This is a genomic window from Cupriavidus sp. 05N39 (assembly GCF_056397325.1).
In genome coordinates this window covers 142,536-158,131 of the sequence record NZ_JBFTNE010000013.1, presented here as the reverse complement: position 1 = coordinate 158,131, position 15,596 = coordinate 142,536, and the positions used below count along the sequence as shown (strand labels likewise).

The following is a 15,596-nucleotide window of genomic DNA, read 5'->3' as shown; positions in this document are numbered from 1 at the left end:
CAGGTGACACCATGAACGAAACGACCAAGACCGACCAGGCTACCGCCGAAGCCCAACCCGCCAAGTCCTCCACGCAAAACACCCGCAAGCGGCTGCTTGCCTTGCTCGGCCTGGCCAGCGCGCTCGCCGTGGCCGGCTACGGCGCCTACTACTACAGCGTGGCGCGCTTTCACGAGGAAACCGATGACGCCTATGTCAACGGCAACCTGGTCCAGCTCACGCCGCAAGTCATCGGCACGGTGATCGCGGTCAATGCCGACGATACGCAGATCGTGAAGGCCGGCGAGCCGGTGGTATCCCTCGACGCCGCCGATGCCAGGGTTGCGCTCGCCAGCGCCGAGGCCGCGCTGGGCCAGACCGTACGCCAGGTCAGCGCCCTTTATGTCAACAACAACGTGCTCGACGCCACGGTGCGGCAACGCCAGGCGGACCTCGCCCGCGCCAGGGACGACCTGCGCCGCCGTACCGAGGTGGGCGAAGCCGGCGCCGTAGCCGCCGAAGACGTGGCGCACGCCCGCGATGCGGTCAAGGCCGCCGAAGCCGCGCTTGATAGCGCTCGTCAGCAACTGGCCTCGAACCATGCGTTGACGGACCAGGCGTCCGTTGCCGACCACCCCGGCGTGCTCGCCTCCGCGGCCAAGGTGCGTGACGCGTATCTGGCCAATGCCCGCAACACGCTTCCCGCCCCGGTCACGGGATACGTGGCGCGGCGTTCGGTGCAGGTAGGCCAACGCGTTGCCCCCGGCACGCCGCTAATGGCCATCGTGCCGCTCGACGGCGTTTGGGTGGACGCCAATTTCAAGGAAGTCCAGCTCAAGCACATCCGCATGGGCCAGCCGGTCGAACTGCATGCCGACCTGTACGGCGGCAGCGTGACCTACCACGGCAAGGTGGTGGGCTTCTCGGCCGGCACCGGCAGCGCCTTCTCCGCGCTGCCCGCGCAGAACGCCACCGGCAACTGGATCAAGGTCGTGCAGCGCCTGCCCGTGCGTATCCTGCTCGATCCGGCGGAACTGCGCGCGCACCCGCTGCAGATCGGCCTGTCGATGCAGGTCGACGTGGCAACCCACACGGCCACCGGCTCGCAGCTCGCCACCGGCGGCGAAACGCCATATCGCACGACCTATCGCACCGATGTGTTCCAGCGCTATGGCGAAGAGGCCGACCGCGAGATCACGCGGATCATTGCACAGAACAGCAACGGCAAGTCCGGCACGGACGTGGCGAAGCTGCCGGCGCAGCGTACGGCGCAAGGCGCGAAGCCTCAGCCGCTCATGCAAGCGGCCGGGGCCTGAGCACCGCAATGCACCAGCCCTCTCTCGTCCATTTATCTGACATATCAGATTACTAGCCGGACCGCTGCCGCAGATCGTGCGGCGGCTGCCCCAGAGCGAATCTCTTTCGGAACGCCCCCATGCAATCCCCAGCCCAGACCCAGACCGCACCCGCCCCGCTCACCGGCGGCAAGCTCGTGCTGGGAAGCTTCGCCGTGGCCCTGGCCACCTTTATGAACGTGCTGGACTCGTCGATCGCCAACGTCGCGATCCCGACCATCTCCGGCAACCTCGGTGTGTCGATCGACGAAGGCACCTGGGTGATCACATTGTTCGCCGCGGCCAACGCCGTCGCGATTCCGTTGACGGGTTGGCTGACCCAGCGTGTGGGTCAGATCCGCCTGTTCGTCACCGCGATCCTCCTGTTCGTGCTGTCGTCCTGGCTGTGTGGCATTGCCCCCAACCTGACCGTGCTGCTCGCCGCGCGGATCCTGCAAGGCGCGGTGGCAGGACCTCTGATCCCGTTGTCGCAATCCATCCTGCTGGGCTCGTATCCCAAGGAGAAGAGCGCCATGGCGCTGGCGCTGTGGGCCATGACCGCCACCGTGGGCCCGATCGCCGGCCCCGCGCTGGGCGGCTGGATGACCGACAGCTACTCGTGGTCCTGGATCTTCTACATCAACGTGCCGGTCGGCCTGTTTGCCGCGGCCGTTACGTGGGCCGTCTACCGCGACCGCGAGACGCCGGCCCGCAAGCTGCCGATCGACCTGGTGGGCCTGGCCTCGCTGATTACCTGGGTCGCCTCGTTGCAGATCATGCTCGACAAAGGCAAGGACCTGGACTGGTTCAACTCCCCGGTCATCATCATCCTGGCCGTGGTGGCGCTGCTCAGTTTCCTCTTCTTCGTGATCTGGGAGTTGACCGAAGAGAATCCGATCATCGACCTGCGCCTGTTCAAGGGCCGCAACTTCCTGGCCGGCACCGTCGCCATCTCGGTTGCCTTCGCGGTCTTCTTTGCCAACCTGGTCGTGTTGCCGCAATGGATGCAACAGTACCTGGCCTACCCGGCCGTCAACGCCGGCCTGGCGACCGCACCRCTGGGGATCTTCGCCGTGCTGCTCACGCCGGTGCTGGGCAAGCTGATGCCCAAGGCGGAATTGCGCGTGCTCGCCACGCTCTCCTTCGTCGGCTTCGCGGCTGTCTTCTTCATGCGTTCCCACTACACCACCGGCGTGGATACCTTCACCCTGGTGCTGCCCACCCTGCTGCAAGGCATTCCGACCGCGCTCTTCTTCGTCCCGCTGACCGCGATCATCCTCTCGGGCCAGCCGCCAGAGAAGATTCCCGCCGCCGCCGGCCTGTCCAACTTCGCCCGCGTCTTCTGCGGGGCGGTAGGTACGTCGCTGGCCACGACCGGCTGGAACAACCGCGCCGTGCTGCACCACGCCCAACTGGCCGAGCAAGCCAGTCCGAACAACCCGCTGTACGGTGCCGCCCTCCAGTCGATCCAGTCGACACTGGGCTTCACGCCGGGCCAGGCCGTCGCGTATTTCGAGCGCAGCCTGAACACGCAAGCCATCATGCTGGGCCTGAACGACATCTTCTGGATCTCGGGTGTGATCTTCATCATGATCGTGCCGCTGATCTGGCTAACCAAGCCGGTCAAGGGCCAGGTATCGGAGGCCGCCGCGGCCGCGCACTGAAGCGTCCGTTTCGCATGAGGTCAATCTGACTTTGCGCGTCGCAAGGACGGATTGCCTCCCAGCAAGGACCATCCACTGATAAGCCGGAGCCATCGATGATGCAACGCACTTTCCGCATTGCCGCCGGCAAGCGAATCGGCCGTGCGTCGTACCGCCTTGCCGCCGCTAGCTGGCGCAGCGCGTCCTTCCTGTTGGTGATGGCAACGCAAACGATGACCGCTTCGATGGTCGGCGCCCTGCTGCTGATGACACTGGCGTGCTCGTTGTACGCCATCGGAATGGGACTGGGACATGTGGGCGGCGTCCTGCGCTACTCGCGCTCCTCCCCGCTCGTCGCGGCCGTCAATGAAAGCCCTTAACGCCAGGACTTGCGCGTCTTTCGACGCCAGGACACATGCGAGGCCAGCCAACCGCGGCGAGCCGCGCAGGCACGCTACAAGCGCCTAGGCCTTCGGTGGACGCCCGGTCTTGACGGCTTCGACTTTCGAGACCGCAGCCAGCAATTGCTTTGGCGACGTCGCGGCAAGAAGCAGCAAGCCTGCTCGCAGAAGCTCGCTCTTCTTGATGTGCACACCCGCATCGAGGCATCGCTGCTTGAGTTCATCGATTCTTGCGTAGTCGGACTTTGGCATCGTGAAGCTGTCACGCAGCACCTTTTCCTTCTTGGCACCCGGCGCCTTTTTCGGCACGGCCGAGCCGGCGCGAGCTTCCACCTTTGGTGCCTTGCTCTTGTCGGCCCTCGTCACTGACTTCTTGCTATCCAAGCCCCGCGGCGCTTTGCCCTTGGTTGCGGATGCGGCACTAGTGGCCACGTCCGCGCTCTTCGGAAAATGAAATGCCTTTTTCGTGGGCGGCTTGATGATCGGTGAGTTCACGGCAGATTTGAATGAAAAACGGAATAAACAGTATATACCGTTTATCGGCGACTTCCCGCGCCGCGCCGGTTCGAGTTCGCCGGTGCGGTGCAGCCGGTGCCCCGGCGACCAGGCTCGGATGCACGCGTCGGTGGACCAGCTAGCATCCGGGTTCTGCCTGCGGAAGGTCACAAGCCGCACCCGCCGCCGCTTATCTGGTTTTTTCTTGCGGCGCTGCGCTGAACGTCTTGTTGGAAATCTTCCACACGCCGTCGATCTCCAGCAGCGTCATGTAGTCCGTGAATGTCACTTCCGGATATTGCAGTACAACCTTGGYGCTGCCGGCATTGCCGACGACGTCGAAATGCGTGATGAAGCGTTTGCGCTGAGCTTCATCAGGTGCGGGTTGGCCCTGAAAGCGAGCGGAGAATTCATCGACGCTCAGGGAGTGCAGCACGCCATCGCGAAACGAGACAATCCTCGCGTCCGGATGGAAAGCCAGGCGCATATATTCGGCCTTGCCGGTGATATGGGCTTTCAGGTAGTTCTCGATCGGCTCGAGAGCCGGTACATGTGGTGACGTCAGGCCTGCTTCACAAAATGTCATATTGTCCTCCGAACCCATGATCAGCTTGGGCCGATGCCCGCGCCGCGCTCTTTACTGCGGTTGATTGTATTCTATTTTTGCATACAAAAACAACGGCGATGGCGCCTCTTTTATTGGCTGGCGGCTCTTGGCAGCAAGCGTGGGAAACGGACCGTCAAATAAAGGCATTTGCCCGCTCCATCCCACCTTGACGCTATCGGGACTCTCTTCCCCGCCGCCGGTCCGGGACCAGGCGCGGTCAGTTCCCGCCTTCGCCGCCCAGCGTCCTGACGCTCTTCCACTGCCCCTGCCGGACTTCGAACAGCGTATAGGGCGGCTTGATCAGGTCACCGTAGGGATCGAATGCGATCTTGCCGGTGACGCCAGTCACAGTCACCTTCGCCAGGCTGTCGACGATCTTCTTCCGGTCGAGCGAGTTGGCATCGTGGATCGCCTTGATCATCGCGAGCGCCGCGTCGTAGGCAAACGGCGCGTACAGTTCGACATCCTGGTTGAAGCGCGCCTTGTAGCGCTTGCCGAACTCCTGCGCCGCGGGCAGCTTGTCCAGCGCGGGTCCGGGCTCCAGGTCCTGCGTGCCCTCGCCGGCCGTGCCGGCGATCTGCAGGAAGGCATTGCTCTTGAGCGCGCCGGCGCCGAACAATTGCGCCTGCATGCCCAGCGAGCGCATCTGCTTGACCACCATCGCGCCTTGCGCATCCAGGCCGCCGAAGAAGATCACGTCGACATTCCGGCCCTTGAGCGTGGTCAGGATCGGGCGGAAATCGACGGCCTTGTCGCTGGTGAACTCGCGGCGGACGATGCTGCCCTTGGCTTCCTTCACGCCCCTCTCGAAGGCATCCGCGAGGCCTTGTCCGAAGGCCGTGCTGTCATCGATGATGCCGATCCGCCGGGCCTTGACCTGTTCGACCACGAAACGCCCGGCAACGACGCCGCCCACGCCGTCATGCCCCATCGTGCGGAACACATTCCTGAAGCCTTGCTTGGTCAGTTGCGGATTGGTCGAGCCGGGCGTGATCATGGCGATACTGGCCTGGTGATACACCGCCGATGCGGGGATGCTGCATCCCGAGTTGTAGTGGCCGATCACACCGACGACGCCGTCGTCGTCCAGTTTCTGCGCAACCTGCATGGCCACGCGCGGGTCCGCCTGGTCGTCCTGCACATCCAGCACGAACTTGACCGGCGCGCCGCCGACCGTCGGGCTCCTGGCGTTCTCCTCGTCGAGCGCCAGTTGCGCGCCATACTGCAGATCCTTGCCGACCCGCGCGACCGAGCCGGTCAGCGGCGCGACAAAACCGATTTTCACGACCTTGGGCTCGGCGGCCCGGGTCAGCGGCGCTTGCGCGGACAGTGCGCAAACTGCCAGGCTCAACAGACAATGGCGGCGATTCATGATGCGCTCCTTGCGAGATATGGTGTCGCGCCTGGGGATAAGCGACCGGCCGATGCGCGACATGTCGGAGTCGTATGGCTAGAAACGGGTTGCCGCATACGGCGCAAGATCGAGCACGGGGCTGCGCCGCGCGACCAGGTCCGCGACCACGCGGCCGCTGATGCCCGCCAGCGTCAGGCCCAGGTGCTGGTGGCCGAATGCGTAGATCACGCGGTCGCTGGCGCGTGAATGCCCCAGCACCGGCACGCCATCGGGCAGCGTCGGGCGAAAGCCCAGCCAGCTGCTGTCCGGCTCCCTGAGCGCGGGCAAGGCGCGCCGCGAGGAAAATGTCAGCAGGTCCAGCAGCGAGCGACTACGCGTGTCGCTGAATCCGCCCAGTTCGACCGTGCCCGCCACCCGGATACCGTCGCGCATCGGTGTCATGTAGAAGCCGCGTTCGGCCCAGCCGACCGGCCGCGAGATCAGTTGCGCCGCGCCGGCATAGCGCACGTGATAGCCGCGCTCCGTATCGAGCGGCACCCTGTCGCCGCACTGCTTTGCGAACTTCGCCGAACGCGCGCCGGTGGCGATCACCACATGATCGTAGCCACGCTGCGCCATGCCTTCGGCAACCACCGTCACGCCGCCCGCCGTGGGTTGCACGGCGCTTACCCCGGCATGTTCGAGTTTCAATCCGCGCGCGGCCAATTGCGCGTGGAGCGCCAGCAGGAAGGCATGCGGATCGGAGAAGTGCCAGCTGTCGCTGAAGAGAACGCCGCGCTCGAAGATCGGCGCAAGCGCGGGTTCGAGCTGTTGGATATCTCCCGCGCCGACAACGTCGAATTTCACGCCAAGTTTGCGCCGCAGATCCAGCGCGGGCCGTGCCCCGTCAAACGACGATGCACTGGAGTAGAGGTACAGGCATTCCCGCGCCCGCACGAATTGCGCAAGGCCGGGATCGGCCAGCAGCGGCGCATATCCGTCCTGCGCATGACTCAGCAAAGCGGCCAGGGCGCCGGCGCTGGCCTCATAGCGGCGCGGCAGCGAACTCATCATGAAGCGGCCGAGCCAGGGCGCGAGCTGCGGCAGGTAGCCCCAGCGCAGCCGGAGCGGGCTCTGGCTCGACAGCAGGAAGCGCGGCAGGTCCCGGAACACGGATGGGTTGTTCACGGGAATGCACCCATAGTGCGCGAACGTGCCCGCGTTGCCGTACGACGCGCCTTGCCCCACACCGGACGGGTCGAACAGGGTCACGTCGTGCCCGTCGCGCATCAGCCAGGCGGCGCTGGCAAGCCCGATGAAGCCGGCGCCGATGATGGCGACTTTCGCCATTACTTTCTCCCTTGCAGTATGGGCACACCGATGGCCGAACGGTAGCCGGTTGCCGTCGCGTCGTCGGTGCGGCGCTTCGCACACAGCCAGTAGGCCGCCAGCGCAACCGCAAGACTCGCGACGCTGGCCAGCAGTTGCGGCCGCAGCTCCGCATCGGCGGCCATCGCCAGCAGCACGCCGGCGATGGCCGCTACCACAGCGTACGACAACCACGGGAACAGCCACATCTTGAGCGTCAGGCGCTGGGGCGCGGCGGCCTCGATGCGCCTGCGCAGGCGTATCTGCGAGACCGCGATCGCCAGGTAGACGAAGAGCATGATCGCACCCGACGCATTGACGAGATAGAGGAACACGCCTTGCGGCGAGACAATGGCCGCGACGATGGCAACATAGCCGACCATGCTGCTCAGCAGCACGCCCAGGCGCGGTACCTTGTGCGCCGAAAGCTTCAGCAGGCGGCCCGGCGCATCGCCGCGCTCGGCCAGGCGGAACAGGATGCGCGACGACACATACAGCCCGGAATTCAGCGCCGACAGCACGGCGACCAGCACGATCGCGTTCATGATGTCCGCGGCGCCGGGCACGTGCATCGTTTCCAGCGCGGCGACGAAGGGCGAATAGCCGACCTTGATCTGCGCCCACGGCACGATGCAGGCAATGACGAACATCGAGCCAACGTAGAACGTGATCACGCGCAGGATCACGGAGCGCGTCATCGCCGCAACGCTCTTGCCGGGGTCGTCGGATTCGGCGGCGGCAATGGTTGCGATTTCCGCGCCACCCACGGCGAAGATCACGGTCGGCACCCCGGCAAAGATCGACATGGCGCCGAAGGGCAGGAAGCCGCGGTCGCCGGTCAGGTGCGCGGCCGTTTCGTGCCACGACGAAAAGCCAAGCAGATAGCCCGCGCCGATCGCGATAAACACGATGATCGCCGCTACCTTGATCGATGCGAACCAGTACTCGAACTCGCCATATGACTTCACCGACATCAGGTTGATGACGGTCATCACCGACAGCAGCACGAGGCCGATCGCCCACACCGGCGCGGGTATCCAGCGCTGCAGGATGGCGGCGCCGGCCACCGCCTCCACGGCGACCACGATGACCCAGAAATACCAGTACAGCCAGCCATTGGTGAAGCCGGCCCAGTTGCCCAGCCCGAGGCGCGTGTATTCGGTGAACGAACCGATGCCGGGGTTGGCGAGCGCCATTTCGCCAAGCATCCGCATGACGAACAGCACGACGATGCCGGCCAGCAGGTAGCTCAGGCATGCCGCCGGCCCCATCGCGCTGATCGTGGCGCTGCTGCCGACGAACAGCCCCGCGCCGATGATGCCGCCGAGCGAAATCATCGTCACATGCCGCTGCCGCAGGGACTTGCCAAGGTCGGCCGGGGCCGGGGGGTTGGATGGGGCCGGCGTCGGGCGTGCCGGTCGCGATAATGCTTGATCTGCCACGGGTGTCTCCTCCTGTAATACAGTTCGGGTCGTGCTGCCGGACTGAGGGCATACAAACGACACAAATATCGTCACACAAAACTTTTTTGAGTGCAATTTGTTTGTCTTTGTGTGGACGTCGGTATTTTCCCTGAGCCCAGTGGAATTGTTGCGTGGAAAGCCTGCCGCTGGCCGGATAGCGACGCGACAGGTTAATATGTGGCTAGCGAGTGGATCTGACTCTCCGCGCGGCGCGACCGCAAGCCAAAGGGTATTTGTATGGAGATCAAAACGGGATGAATACTGAGACACACCACACAAACGACGGCGACGATCTCCAGACAAAAGTACGTCAGGCGCCATACCTGGAAGTCTCGCGTGCGCTGGAAGAGAAGGTGCGCAGCGGCGTCTACCCCACTGGCAGCCGGCTGCCCGCCCAGCGCGACCTGGCCGTGGAGCTGGGCATCAATGTCTCGACCGTATCGCGGGCCTACAAGGAATTGCAGGCCCGCGGTCTGATCGTGGCCAGCAAGCGGCGCGGGTCCATCGTCACCGGGGGTGCGATGCCGTCCGTCCAGGCCAGGCCGGCGCGCAGCGCGACCGGCGAAGCGTCGAATACCGTCATCGACCTCACGGTCAACCGGCCGGCAACGGGCGAGTTCCTGGCGCAGCTTGCGCGGACGATGGGCGCCGTCCCGCGCGATCCGCGCTATCCGGAAACGCAGGAGTACCAGCCGCCGCAGGGACCGGACTGGGCGCGCGCCGCCGGCGCGCGATGGATGGCGGCGCCGGGTTTCACGCCCGCGCCGGAGAACGTGGTCGTTACCAGTGGCGCGCAGCATGGTCTCTACGCGGTGCTGAGCAGCCTGATGGGCCACGACGGCGTGATCCTCTCCGACCAGCTCACCTACTACGGGCTGAAGGCGCTCGCACCGGTGTTCCAGTTTGAACTCGTCGGCATTCCCAGCGACGACGAAGGCCTGTTGCCCGAGCAACTCGAAGATGCGTGCCGGCGCCTGCGCGTCAAGGCCATCTTCACCGTGCCCAACCTGCAGAACCCAACGGTAGTGACGATGAGCCTGGCGCGGCGCGCGGCGCTGGTCGACATTGCGCGCCGGCACCACATCGCCATCATCGAGGACGATGTCTACGGCCCGCTGTTGCGCACGCGCCTGCCCACGATTGCCAGCCTGTGTCCGGAGCTGACCTTCCATGTCACGTCGACATCGAAGGTCCTCGCGCCGGGACTGCGGGTGGGCTATGTGCTGACGCCGCCCAACGGCGCCGCGCTGGCGGCCGAAGCGGTGCGTACCACGGCGTGGATGCCCGCGCCGCTATCGACGCTGATCGCCACGCGCTGGATCGAGGACGGCACGGCGCAGTGCATTCTCGATGCCCAGCGCGCGGAGCTCGCGGTGCGGCAGGAGCTTGCGCGCGAACTGTTGCCCAAGGCGCATCTGAAGAGCGATCCGGCCTGCATGTTCGTCTGGCTGCGCGTGCCGGCGCCGTGGCGCTCGGACGACTTCGCGGCGAATGCGCTGGCGCGCGGCGTCAACACCATGCCGGCCTCGGCATTCGCTGTGGACCGCTCAACCAGCGAGCACGGCGTGCGGATCAACCTCGCCTGCGCCGCCTCGCGCGATCAGTTGGTGAGCGCATTGCGGATCGTGGCGCAGACGCTGCGCGACCGGCCGCGCGCGCTGTTCGGAACCATCTGAGGCTGGCCGCCCGGCATGGCGCGGCCCTTGGCCGGTCCCACCGGCCCGGTCAGGCCCATTGCTTCTCGGGACAATCCAGGTACGCAATGGGCTCGGCGATGCCGAGCCGTGCGCGCGCCGCGTCGAGCGGCTCGTGCAAGAGCGCCTCATAATCCTCGCCGAGCAGCCACGTTGCCTTGCGGCCGTTGCGATACCCCTCGATCACGGCACGCGCATAGGCGGTGGTGCCAGTCTTGCGCAGGCTCTTCAGCGCGGCGGCTGCCGCAATGAACGCCCAGCCAAGGCCGCCGGTCTGCGCGTAGCTGAACGCCACCAGCGCCGCCTCGCCCAGGTTCTCGTCGGCCTTGTAGCCGGTCAGCGCATGCCAGATGTCGTGAACGTCGCGGGTTCGCCTGGCGCTCCAGGCGTAGGGACTCTCGATGAGCGGCTCCCGGTTGATGTTCGAGACTTCGGCGAGGCCGGCGGCGCTGTATCCCGTTTCCTCGAGAAACGCGCGGTAGGCAGCGCCGAGCGTGCCCGGCGCGAAGCTCGCGATAAACGCCGGATCGGAGAACCGCTCCGCCAGCTCGACGCGCCGATAGGCCTGCTTGCGCCCCTGCGGCGTCTTCATGAGCCGGTCGAAATTCTTCGCCGCGGCGGGCCCGTTGAGCGCGCGCATGATGAGGAACACCTGCGTCGTATCGTCGCCGTTCGCGAGCAGCTTGCGGATCGCGCGAAATGCGGCGGGTAAATCACGCTTGTAGAGATCGGGGGCGGTCTGGGTGGCCATTGCCTCGTTCCTGTTGATGACGTCATTGCCGGGACCGCGACGCCGCCAGCCGCTGACGTTGCGGTTTTCATGCTTGCGCCCTCGTTTACGAGGGTTTTCATCTAGGGGTCGTCACGACAAGTGAGGATCTTTGCCGGAAATGGCCGAATACAATGTCGTCTTCCTGACATAAAGCCAAGAATGTCGCTGTGTCAAAGCCATTTACCRTCGACGACCGCCTGGCCGCCCTGAAATCCAGTGCCTGGTTTGCAGGCCTGACTGCCGGGCTTCAAGGGTGGATCGCCGAGCATTCACGGGTCAGGGCCCTGGCCGCCGGCGAGCCCCTGTTCCGCCGCGGCGATGCGCCGGACGGCCTCTACTTCGTGGTGGATGGCGCGGTCCGGATGACAAGAACCTCCGAGCAGGGCAAGGAGGCGCTGCTTGCCTTTGCCGAGGCGCCGCAATGGTTCGGGGAAATTTCCCTGTTCGACGGCTTGCCGCGCACCCACGATGCTTGGGTGCAAAGCGATGCGTTGCTGCTGCACACACCCCAGTCGGATCTGCTTCACTTTCTTGCGCAAAACCCATCGCACTGGAGAGCGTTCGGGCTCCTGCTCACACAAAAGCTGAGACTGACGCTAAACGCCATCGAAGCGTCGGCATTGCTGCCGGCGCCGGTCAGGCTGGCCCACCGGCTCCTGGCCATAGCCGGCGGCTACGGCGAGCGGCATGGCCGCAGCAAGCGGGTCATCCACGTGCAGCAGGAGGAACTCGGGCTGATGCTCTCCGTCTCCCGGCAGACGGTGAACCAGATCCTCAAGGATCTCGAACTGCGGGGCGTGTTGCACCGCACGCGAGGCGCGATCGAGATCCTGGATATCGAGCAGTTGCGCGCGTTTGCGAATGCGGGCTAATGTCCCGGGCCTGGAACACTGAGCGCCCGATCCCTGCGCGGCAGCTCATTCGGTCAGCATGAATACATTGACGCAGTCCTCCAGATGCTGCGCCTGCTGACCCAACCTGGATGCTGACTCCGCGGCCTGCTCGACGAGACCCGCATTTCGTTGCGTCAGCTGCGCCACTTGCCCTACCGCCAGATCAATATGCCCGATCTCCTGGCTCTGCTCCCTGCTGGCGCTGGCGATGATCGACACAGAGTCCATCAGCGCCCTCACCTTCTCTTCGACGCCCGCCATCGCCCCGCCTGCGCATACGGCCACTGCCCCGGCCTGGGATATGGCTTGATTTGAATCGTCGATCAGGAGCTTGATCTCCTTGGCTGCGCTTGCCGTCCTGGTCGACAAGCCTCGAACCTCGGTAGCCACGACAGAGAAACTCCTGCCGCTTTCGCCAGCCCTGGCGGCTTCGACGGCGGCGTTCAGCGCAAGAATGTTCGTTTGAAACGCAATGCCGTCAATCATCGACGTGATTTCAGCGATCTTCCTGGACTGACGGTCCAGGTCGCCCATGAGGTTCGCCAGCTTGCGAACATCGCTTGCCGCAGACATCGCCGCGCTGGAAGCCGCCTGTGCCGCCTCGTTGACGTGTTCCGCGCCCAATGCGTTCCGCCGCGCCGTTTCAGTGATCTGGGACAGGCTTCCTGTCGTTTCTTCGATTGAACTCGCCGTTTCCTCATTGCGCCGGGAGAGATCCGCATTGCCGCGCTCCTGGTTTGCCGCCGCCACCCGGATGGTATCGACGGCCACCCTCGCGTCCAGCAAGACGCCTACCAGCTTGGCGTTCATCTGGTTCAATACGCGTCCCAGCATCTTTGCCTGAACGTCGCCGCGCTCCGGGAACCGGGCCTGTACCTGCCCCGAAGAAACGGCAAAGGCCGTCTCATTCAGCCTCTTGAGTGGCTCCAGCACCTGCCGCGAAAGATAGAACGCCGCCCCGAGGCCAATCACCACGCCGGATGCGGTGAGCATCCATATCCCTTCCACGAAGATGCCAGCCTCCGCTTTCAGGAGGCTGACGCCGATGGCTTGTGCCAACAGAATGCCTACGAGCACAAGCATGACGGCCCAGAGGCGGATGCCGACAGGCAGTCCCAGAATCCGGCTCGAGAGGCCAGCGATTCCTACGCGCTTGACTTCACCATGATGCAACCGGAAACGCTTGTCCTCCCCCTCCCGAATCCGCCGGTAGAGCTCGGTTGCGGTTGCCACCTGCTCCCTGGAAGGCTTGGTCCGCACTGACATATAGCCGACCTTCTGCCCCGATTTGAAGACGGGCGTGACATTTGCGACCACCCAATAGAACCCGCCGTCCCTGCGCCGGTTCTTGACGACCCCTGTCCACGGACGGTCATCCTGCAGCGTTGCCCACATATCCTCGAACGCCTTCGCCGGCATGTCCGGATGGCGGACGATGTTCTGCGGCTCGCCGATGATTTCAGCCCTGGAGAATCCGCTGCTCCTGACAAACGCTTCGTTAGCATAGGTAATGCGGCTGAAAATATCCGTGCGCGTAATGATGACCTCACCATCCGGCAGCACGTACTCTTCATTTTTGACTGGAAAATTCCCGCGCATTCCGTTTCCCCGACAAGTATCCCGTTGCATAAAAAATACGCAGAAATAAGATCATGTTTTTTGACACTTCTTACTTCTCCTTTCCAGTGCCGCCTCTCGTCCAGTCTGCTTCCCTTCCATATGAATTCATATAGTTAATCAGATCTCCTATCGGCATAGGACGGGCAATCAGGAATCCTTGTATAAGACGACAGCCTTCTTCCTCCAGGAATTCCAGTTCACTTGAAGTTTCGACACCCTCGGCTATCACGCCAACGCCGAAATTCGAGGCGAGCATCATGATTGCCCGGATTATCTTTTTTGAATTCTCGCTTCGTCCGCTTTTCTCAATGAATGAGCGCGCGATCTTCAGTGAGCTTACGGGAAGGGTACTTAGGTAGCCGAGATTCGAGTACCCCGTTCCGAAGTCATCGATCACGATCTCGACGCCGGCGTTCGCGAGCGCCTCCAGCGCGGAGGTGGAAGACTCCCCCTGTGGGATGAGCGCACTTTCTGTAATCTCGACCTTCAGCGAGGTCGGCGCAAGCGCGCTCCTGCGCAGCGCCGCTTCGACCTTGCCCGCAAATCCGGAAGCATGCAGCTCTTCGGCCGGGACATTTACCGCCACGGTCAGGGACACGCCAAGTTCCGCGTTGGCGCGAGCGATATCGGAGGATGCTTTCTCGAGAACGAAGTCCGTGAGCTTGTGGCCGAGCCCCAGGTCACAGACCACCGGGAGAAACTCGGCAGGCATGATCGTACCCAGGGTCTGGGAATTCCACCTGACGAGGGCTTCCACCCCGACTACCTTCCTGGTCTTCAGATCAAAGACCGGCTGGTAGGCAACCCACAGTTCCCTGGCGCCAAAGGCATGCCGCATCGCCTGGTAGATCTGGTGATATCGCTCGGCATTCTTTCTTAGCGCAGGGGAGTAGTGCTTCGCCCTGCCGCGCCCTTCACGCTTGGCCTCATACAGCGAAATGTCGGCCTGCTTGAAGAGCGCCTTGCTATCGCCGCCGTCGTCGGGAAACCGGCTTACGCCAATGCTGGCGCCTACATAGAGCGGCGTTCCGGATACCACGATCGGAACCTCGACCGTGGCGCAAATGCGCTGGAGAATCGACTCCCTGTCGGTATCCGTCAGCGGGCCGGCAAGAGCCACCGTGAATTCATCGCCCCCGAGCCTCGCAACGATATCGCCAAGCCGGGTGGCATCGACCAGGCGCTCCGCCACCTTGATCAGGACCTGGTCCCCGATGTCATGCCCCAACGCGTCATTGATGCCTTTGAAGCGGTCAAGGTCGATCAGCAGGAGCGTGACCCCGTTGCAGCGTTCGCTGCTGGCTGAGATCAGTACGTCAAGCTGCTCGAAGAAAGAAACCCTGTTGTATAGCTTCGTCAAATCGTCGAAGCACGCCAGCTCTCGCAGTCTGCGCTCGGATTCCAGGCGCGAGGTGACGTCCCTTCCCGCCGAGATGAAGTGGGTAATCGCGCCGTTCAGATCGCGAAGCGGCGTGATGACCTTCTCCTCGGAGAAGAGCACGCCATCTATTCTTCTGTTTACAAAAATCCCTTTGAATGTCTCACCCGCGCCTAGAATCGCCCATAGTCTCTCGTAGAATGCCTCCGCCATCTTCCCCGACTTCACTATGCCGGGCGTATTGCCAAGCGCCATCGAACGGTCATAACCCGTCTGGGCTTCGAACGCCTTGTTGACGTAGGTGATTTTTCCCATCGAGTCCGTAATGACGATGGAATCGGCCACTTGCTCCATCGCAAATGCGTACAAGGACAAATTGTCCACACCCCATGTTGACTCGATTCGCTCCACCGCATCGCCGCACAAATCGACCATCCTGTTGCACCCCCCGTAAAGCCCGCGTCGCCGTGACGACGACGCCTGCACCCGAAAGCCCCGACAATTGAGGCCTATTTTTTTACCGGATGCGCCGGGTATGAGCGAGTCACGAACGGACCAGGGGTAGCATAACCCCGCAACTAATTCAGCAGCCTCTGGCCCTATGCAGCCGACTCTT

Annotated in this window: 13 protein-coding genes; 5 read left to right on the top strand and 8 right to left on the bottom strand. The window is 63.8% G+C overall.

Features of this window, described 5'->3' with window-relative positions:
• Positions 1-11 precede the first annotated feature (11 nt).
• The 3 genes from AC1DN0_RS08995 (at position 12) to AC1DN0_RS08985 (ending at position 3,336) form a co-directional block, all read left to right on the top strand.
• A complete protein-coding gene (locus AC1DN0_RS08995; RefSeq protein WP_441625995.1) occupies positions 12-1,295 on the top strand; it encodes an HlyD family secretion protein in 1,284 nt (427 codons plus the stop codon).
• A 119-nt stretch (positions 1,296-1,414) separates the two neighbouring features.
• Positions 1,415-2,977, top strand: coding sequence for a DHA2 family efflux MFS transporter permease subunit (locus AC1DN0_RS08990; RefSeq protein ID WP_441625993.1), 1,563 nt, complete (start codon positions 1,415-1,417; stop codon positions 2,975-2,977).
• A gap of 95 nt (positions 2,978-3,072) precedes the next feature.
• Positions 3,073-3,336, top strand: a complete 264-nt coding sequence (locus AC1DN0_RS08985) for a hypothetical protein (RefSeq protein WP_441625991.1) — start codon at positions 3,073-3,075, stop codon at positions 3,334-3,336.
• Between the two features lie 84 nt (positions 3,337-3,420).
• Here AC1DN0_RS08985 and AC1DN0_RS08980 read toward each other — a convergent pair whose 3' ends face one another.
• The 5 genes from AC1DN0_RS08980 to AC1DN0_RS08960 form a co-directional block, all read right to left on the bottom strand.
• Positions 3,421-4,023 carry a hypothetical protein gene (locus AC1DN0_RS08980; protein WP_441625989.1) on the bottom strand — a complete coding sequence of 201 codons (603 nt, stop codon included), beginning with the start codon at positions 4,021-4,023 and terminating at the stop codon, positions 3,421-3,423.
• A gap of 19 nt (positions 4,024-4,042) precedes the next feature.
• Positions 4,043-4,438 carry a nuclear transport factor 2 family protein gene (locus tag AC1DN0_RS08975; RefSeq protein WP_477145661.1) on the bottom strand — a complete coding sequence of 132 codons (396 nt, stop codon included), beginning with the start codon at positions 4,436-4,438 and terminating at the stop codon, positions 4,043-4,045.
• Positions 4,439-4,676: 238 nt separating this feature from the next.
• Positions 4,677-5,831, bottom strand: coding sequence for a branched-chain amino acid ABC transporter substrate-binding protein (locus tag AC1DN0_RS08970; protein WP_441625987.1), 1,155 nt, complete (start codon positions 5,829-5,831; stop codon positions 4,677-4,679).
• A 78-nt stretch (positions 5,832-5,909) separates the two neighbouring features.
• Positions 5,910-7,142, bottom strand: a complete 1,233-nt coding sequence (locus AC1DN0_RS08965; RefSeq protein WP_441625985.1) for an NAD(P)/FAD-dependent oxidoreductase — start codon at positions 7,140-7,142, stop codon at positions 5,910-5,912.
• Positions 7,142-8,497, bottom strand: a complete 1,356-nt coding sequence (locus tag AC1DN0_RS08960; RefSeq protein ID WP_441626078.1) for an amino acid permease — start codon at positions 8,495-8,497, stop codon at positions 7,142-7,144. The genes AC1DN0_RS08965 and AC1DN0_RS08960 overlap by 1 nt, the downstream gene beginning before the upstream one ends.
• A gap of 380 nt (positions 8,498-8,877) precedes the next feature.
• Here AC1DN0_RS08960 and AC1DN0_RS08955 point away from each other — a divergent pair, with 380 nt between their 5' ends.
• Positions 8,878-10,299 (top strand): aminotransferase-like domain-containing protein, encoded by a 1,422-nt coding sequence (locus tag AC1DN0_RS08955; protein ID WP_441625983.1) that lies wholly within the window; start codon positions 8,878-8,880, stop codon positions 10,297-10,299.
• A gap of 49 nt (positions 10,300-10,348) precedes the next feature.
• Here the strand turns inward: AC1DN0_RS08955 and AC1DN0_RS08950 are convergent, their stop codons facing one another.
• Complete coding sequence (locus tag AC1DN0_RS08950; protein ID WP_441625981.1) at positions 10,349-11,068, bottom strand: Coq4 family protein; 720 nt, start codon at positions 11,066-11,068, stop codon at positions 10,349-10,351.
• A gap of 188 nt (positions 11,069-11,256) precedes the next feature.
• On the opposite strand from AC1DN0_RS08950, the gene AC1DN0_RS08945 reads away from it, so the two are divergent.
• A complete protein-coding gene (locus AC1DN0_RS08945; protein WP_477145660.1) occupies positions 11,257-11,961 on the top strand; it encodes a Crp/Fnr family transcriptional regulator in 705 nt (234 codons plus the stop codon).
• Between the two features lie 45 nt (positions 11,962-12,006).
• Here AC1DN0_RS08945 and AC1DN0_RS08940 read toward each other — a convergent pair whose 3' ends face one another.
• Positions 12,007-13,581, bottom strand: a complete 1,575-nt coding sequence (locus tag AC1DN0_RS08940) for a methyl-accepting chemotaxis protein (protein WP_441625977.1) — start codon at positions 13,579-13,581, stop codon at positions 12,007-12,009.
• Between the two features lie 70 nt (positions 13,582-13,651).
• Positions 13,652-15,415: a sensor domain-containing protein gene (locus AC1DN0_RS08935; protein WP_441625975.1), complete on the bottom strand. Its 1,764-nt coding sequence runs from the start codon at positions 15,413-15,415 to the stop codon at positions 13,652-13,654.
• Positions 15,416-15,596: the final 181 nt, after the last annotated feature.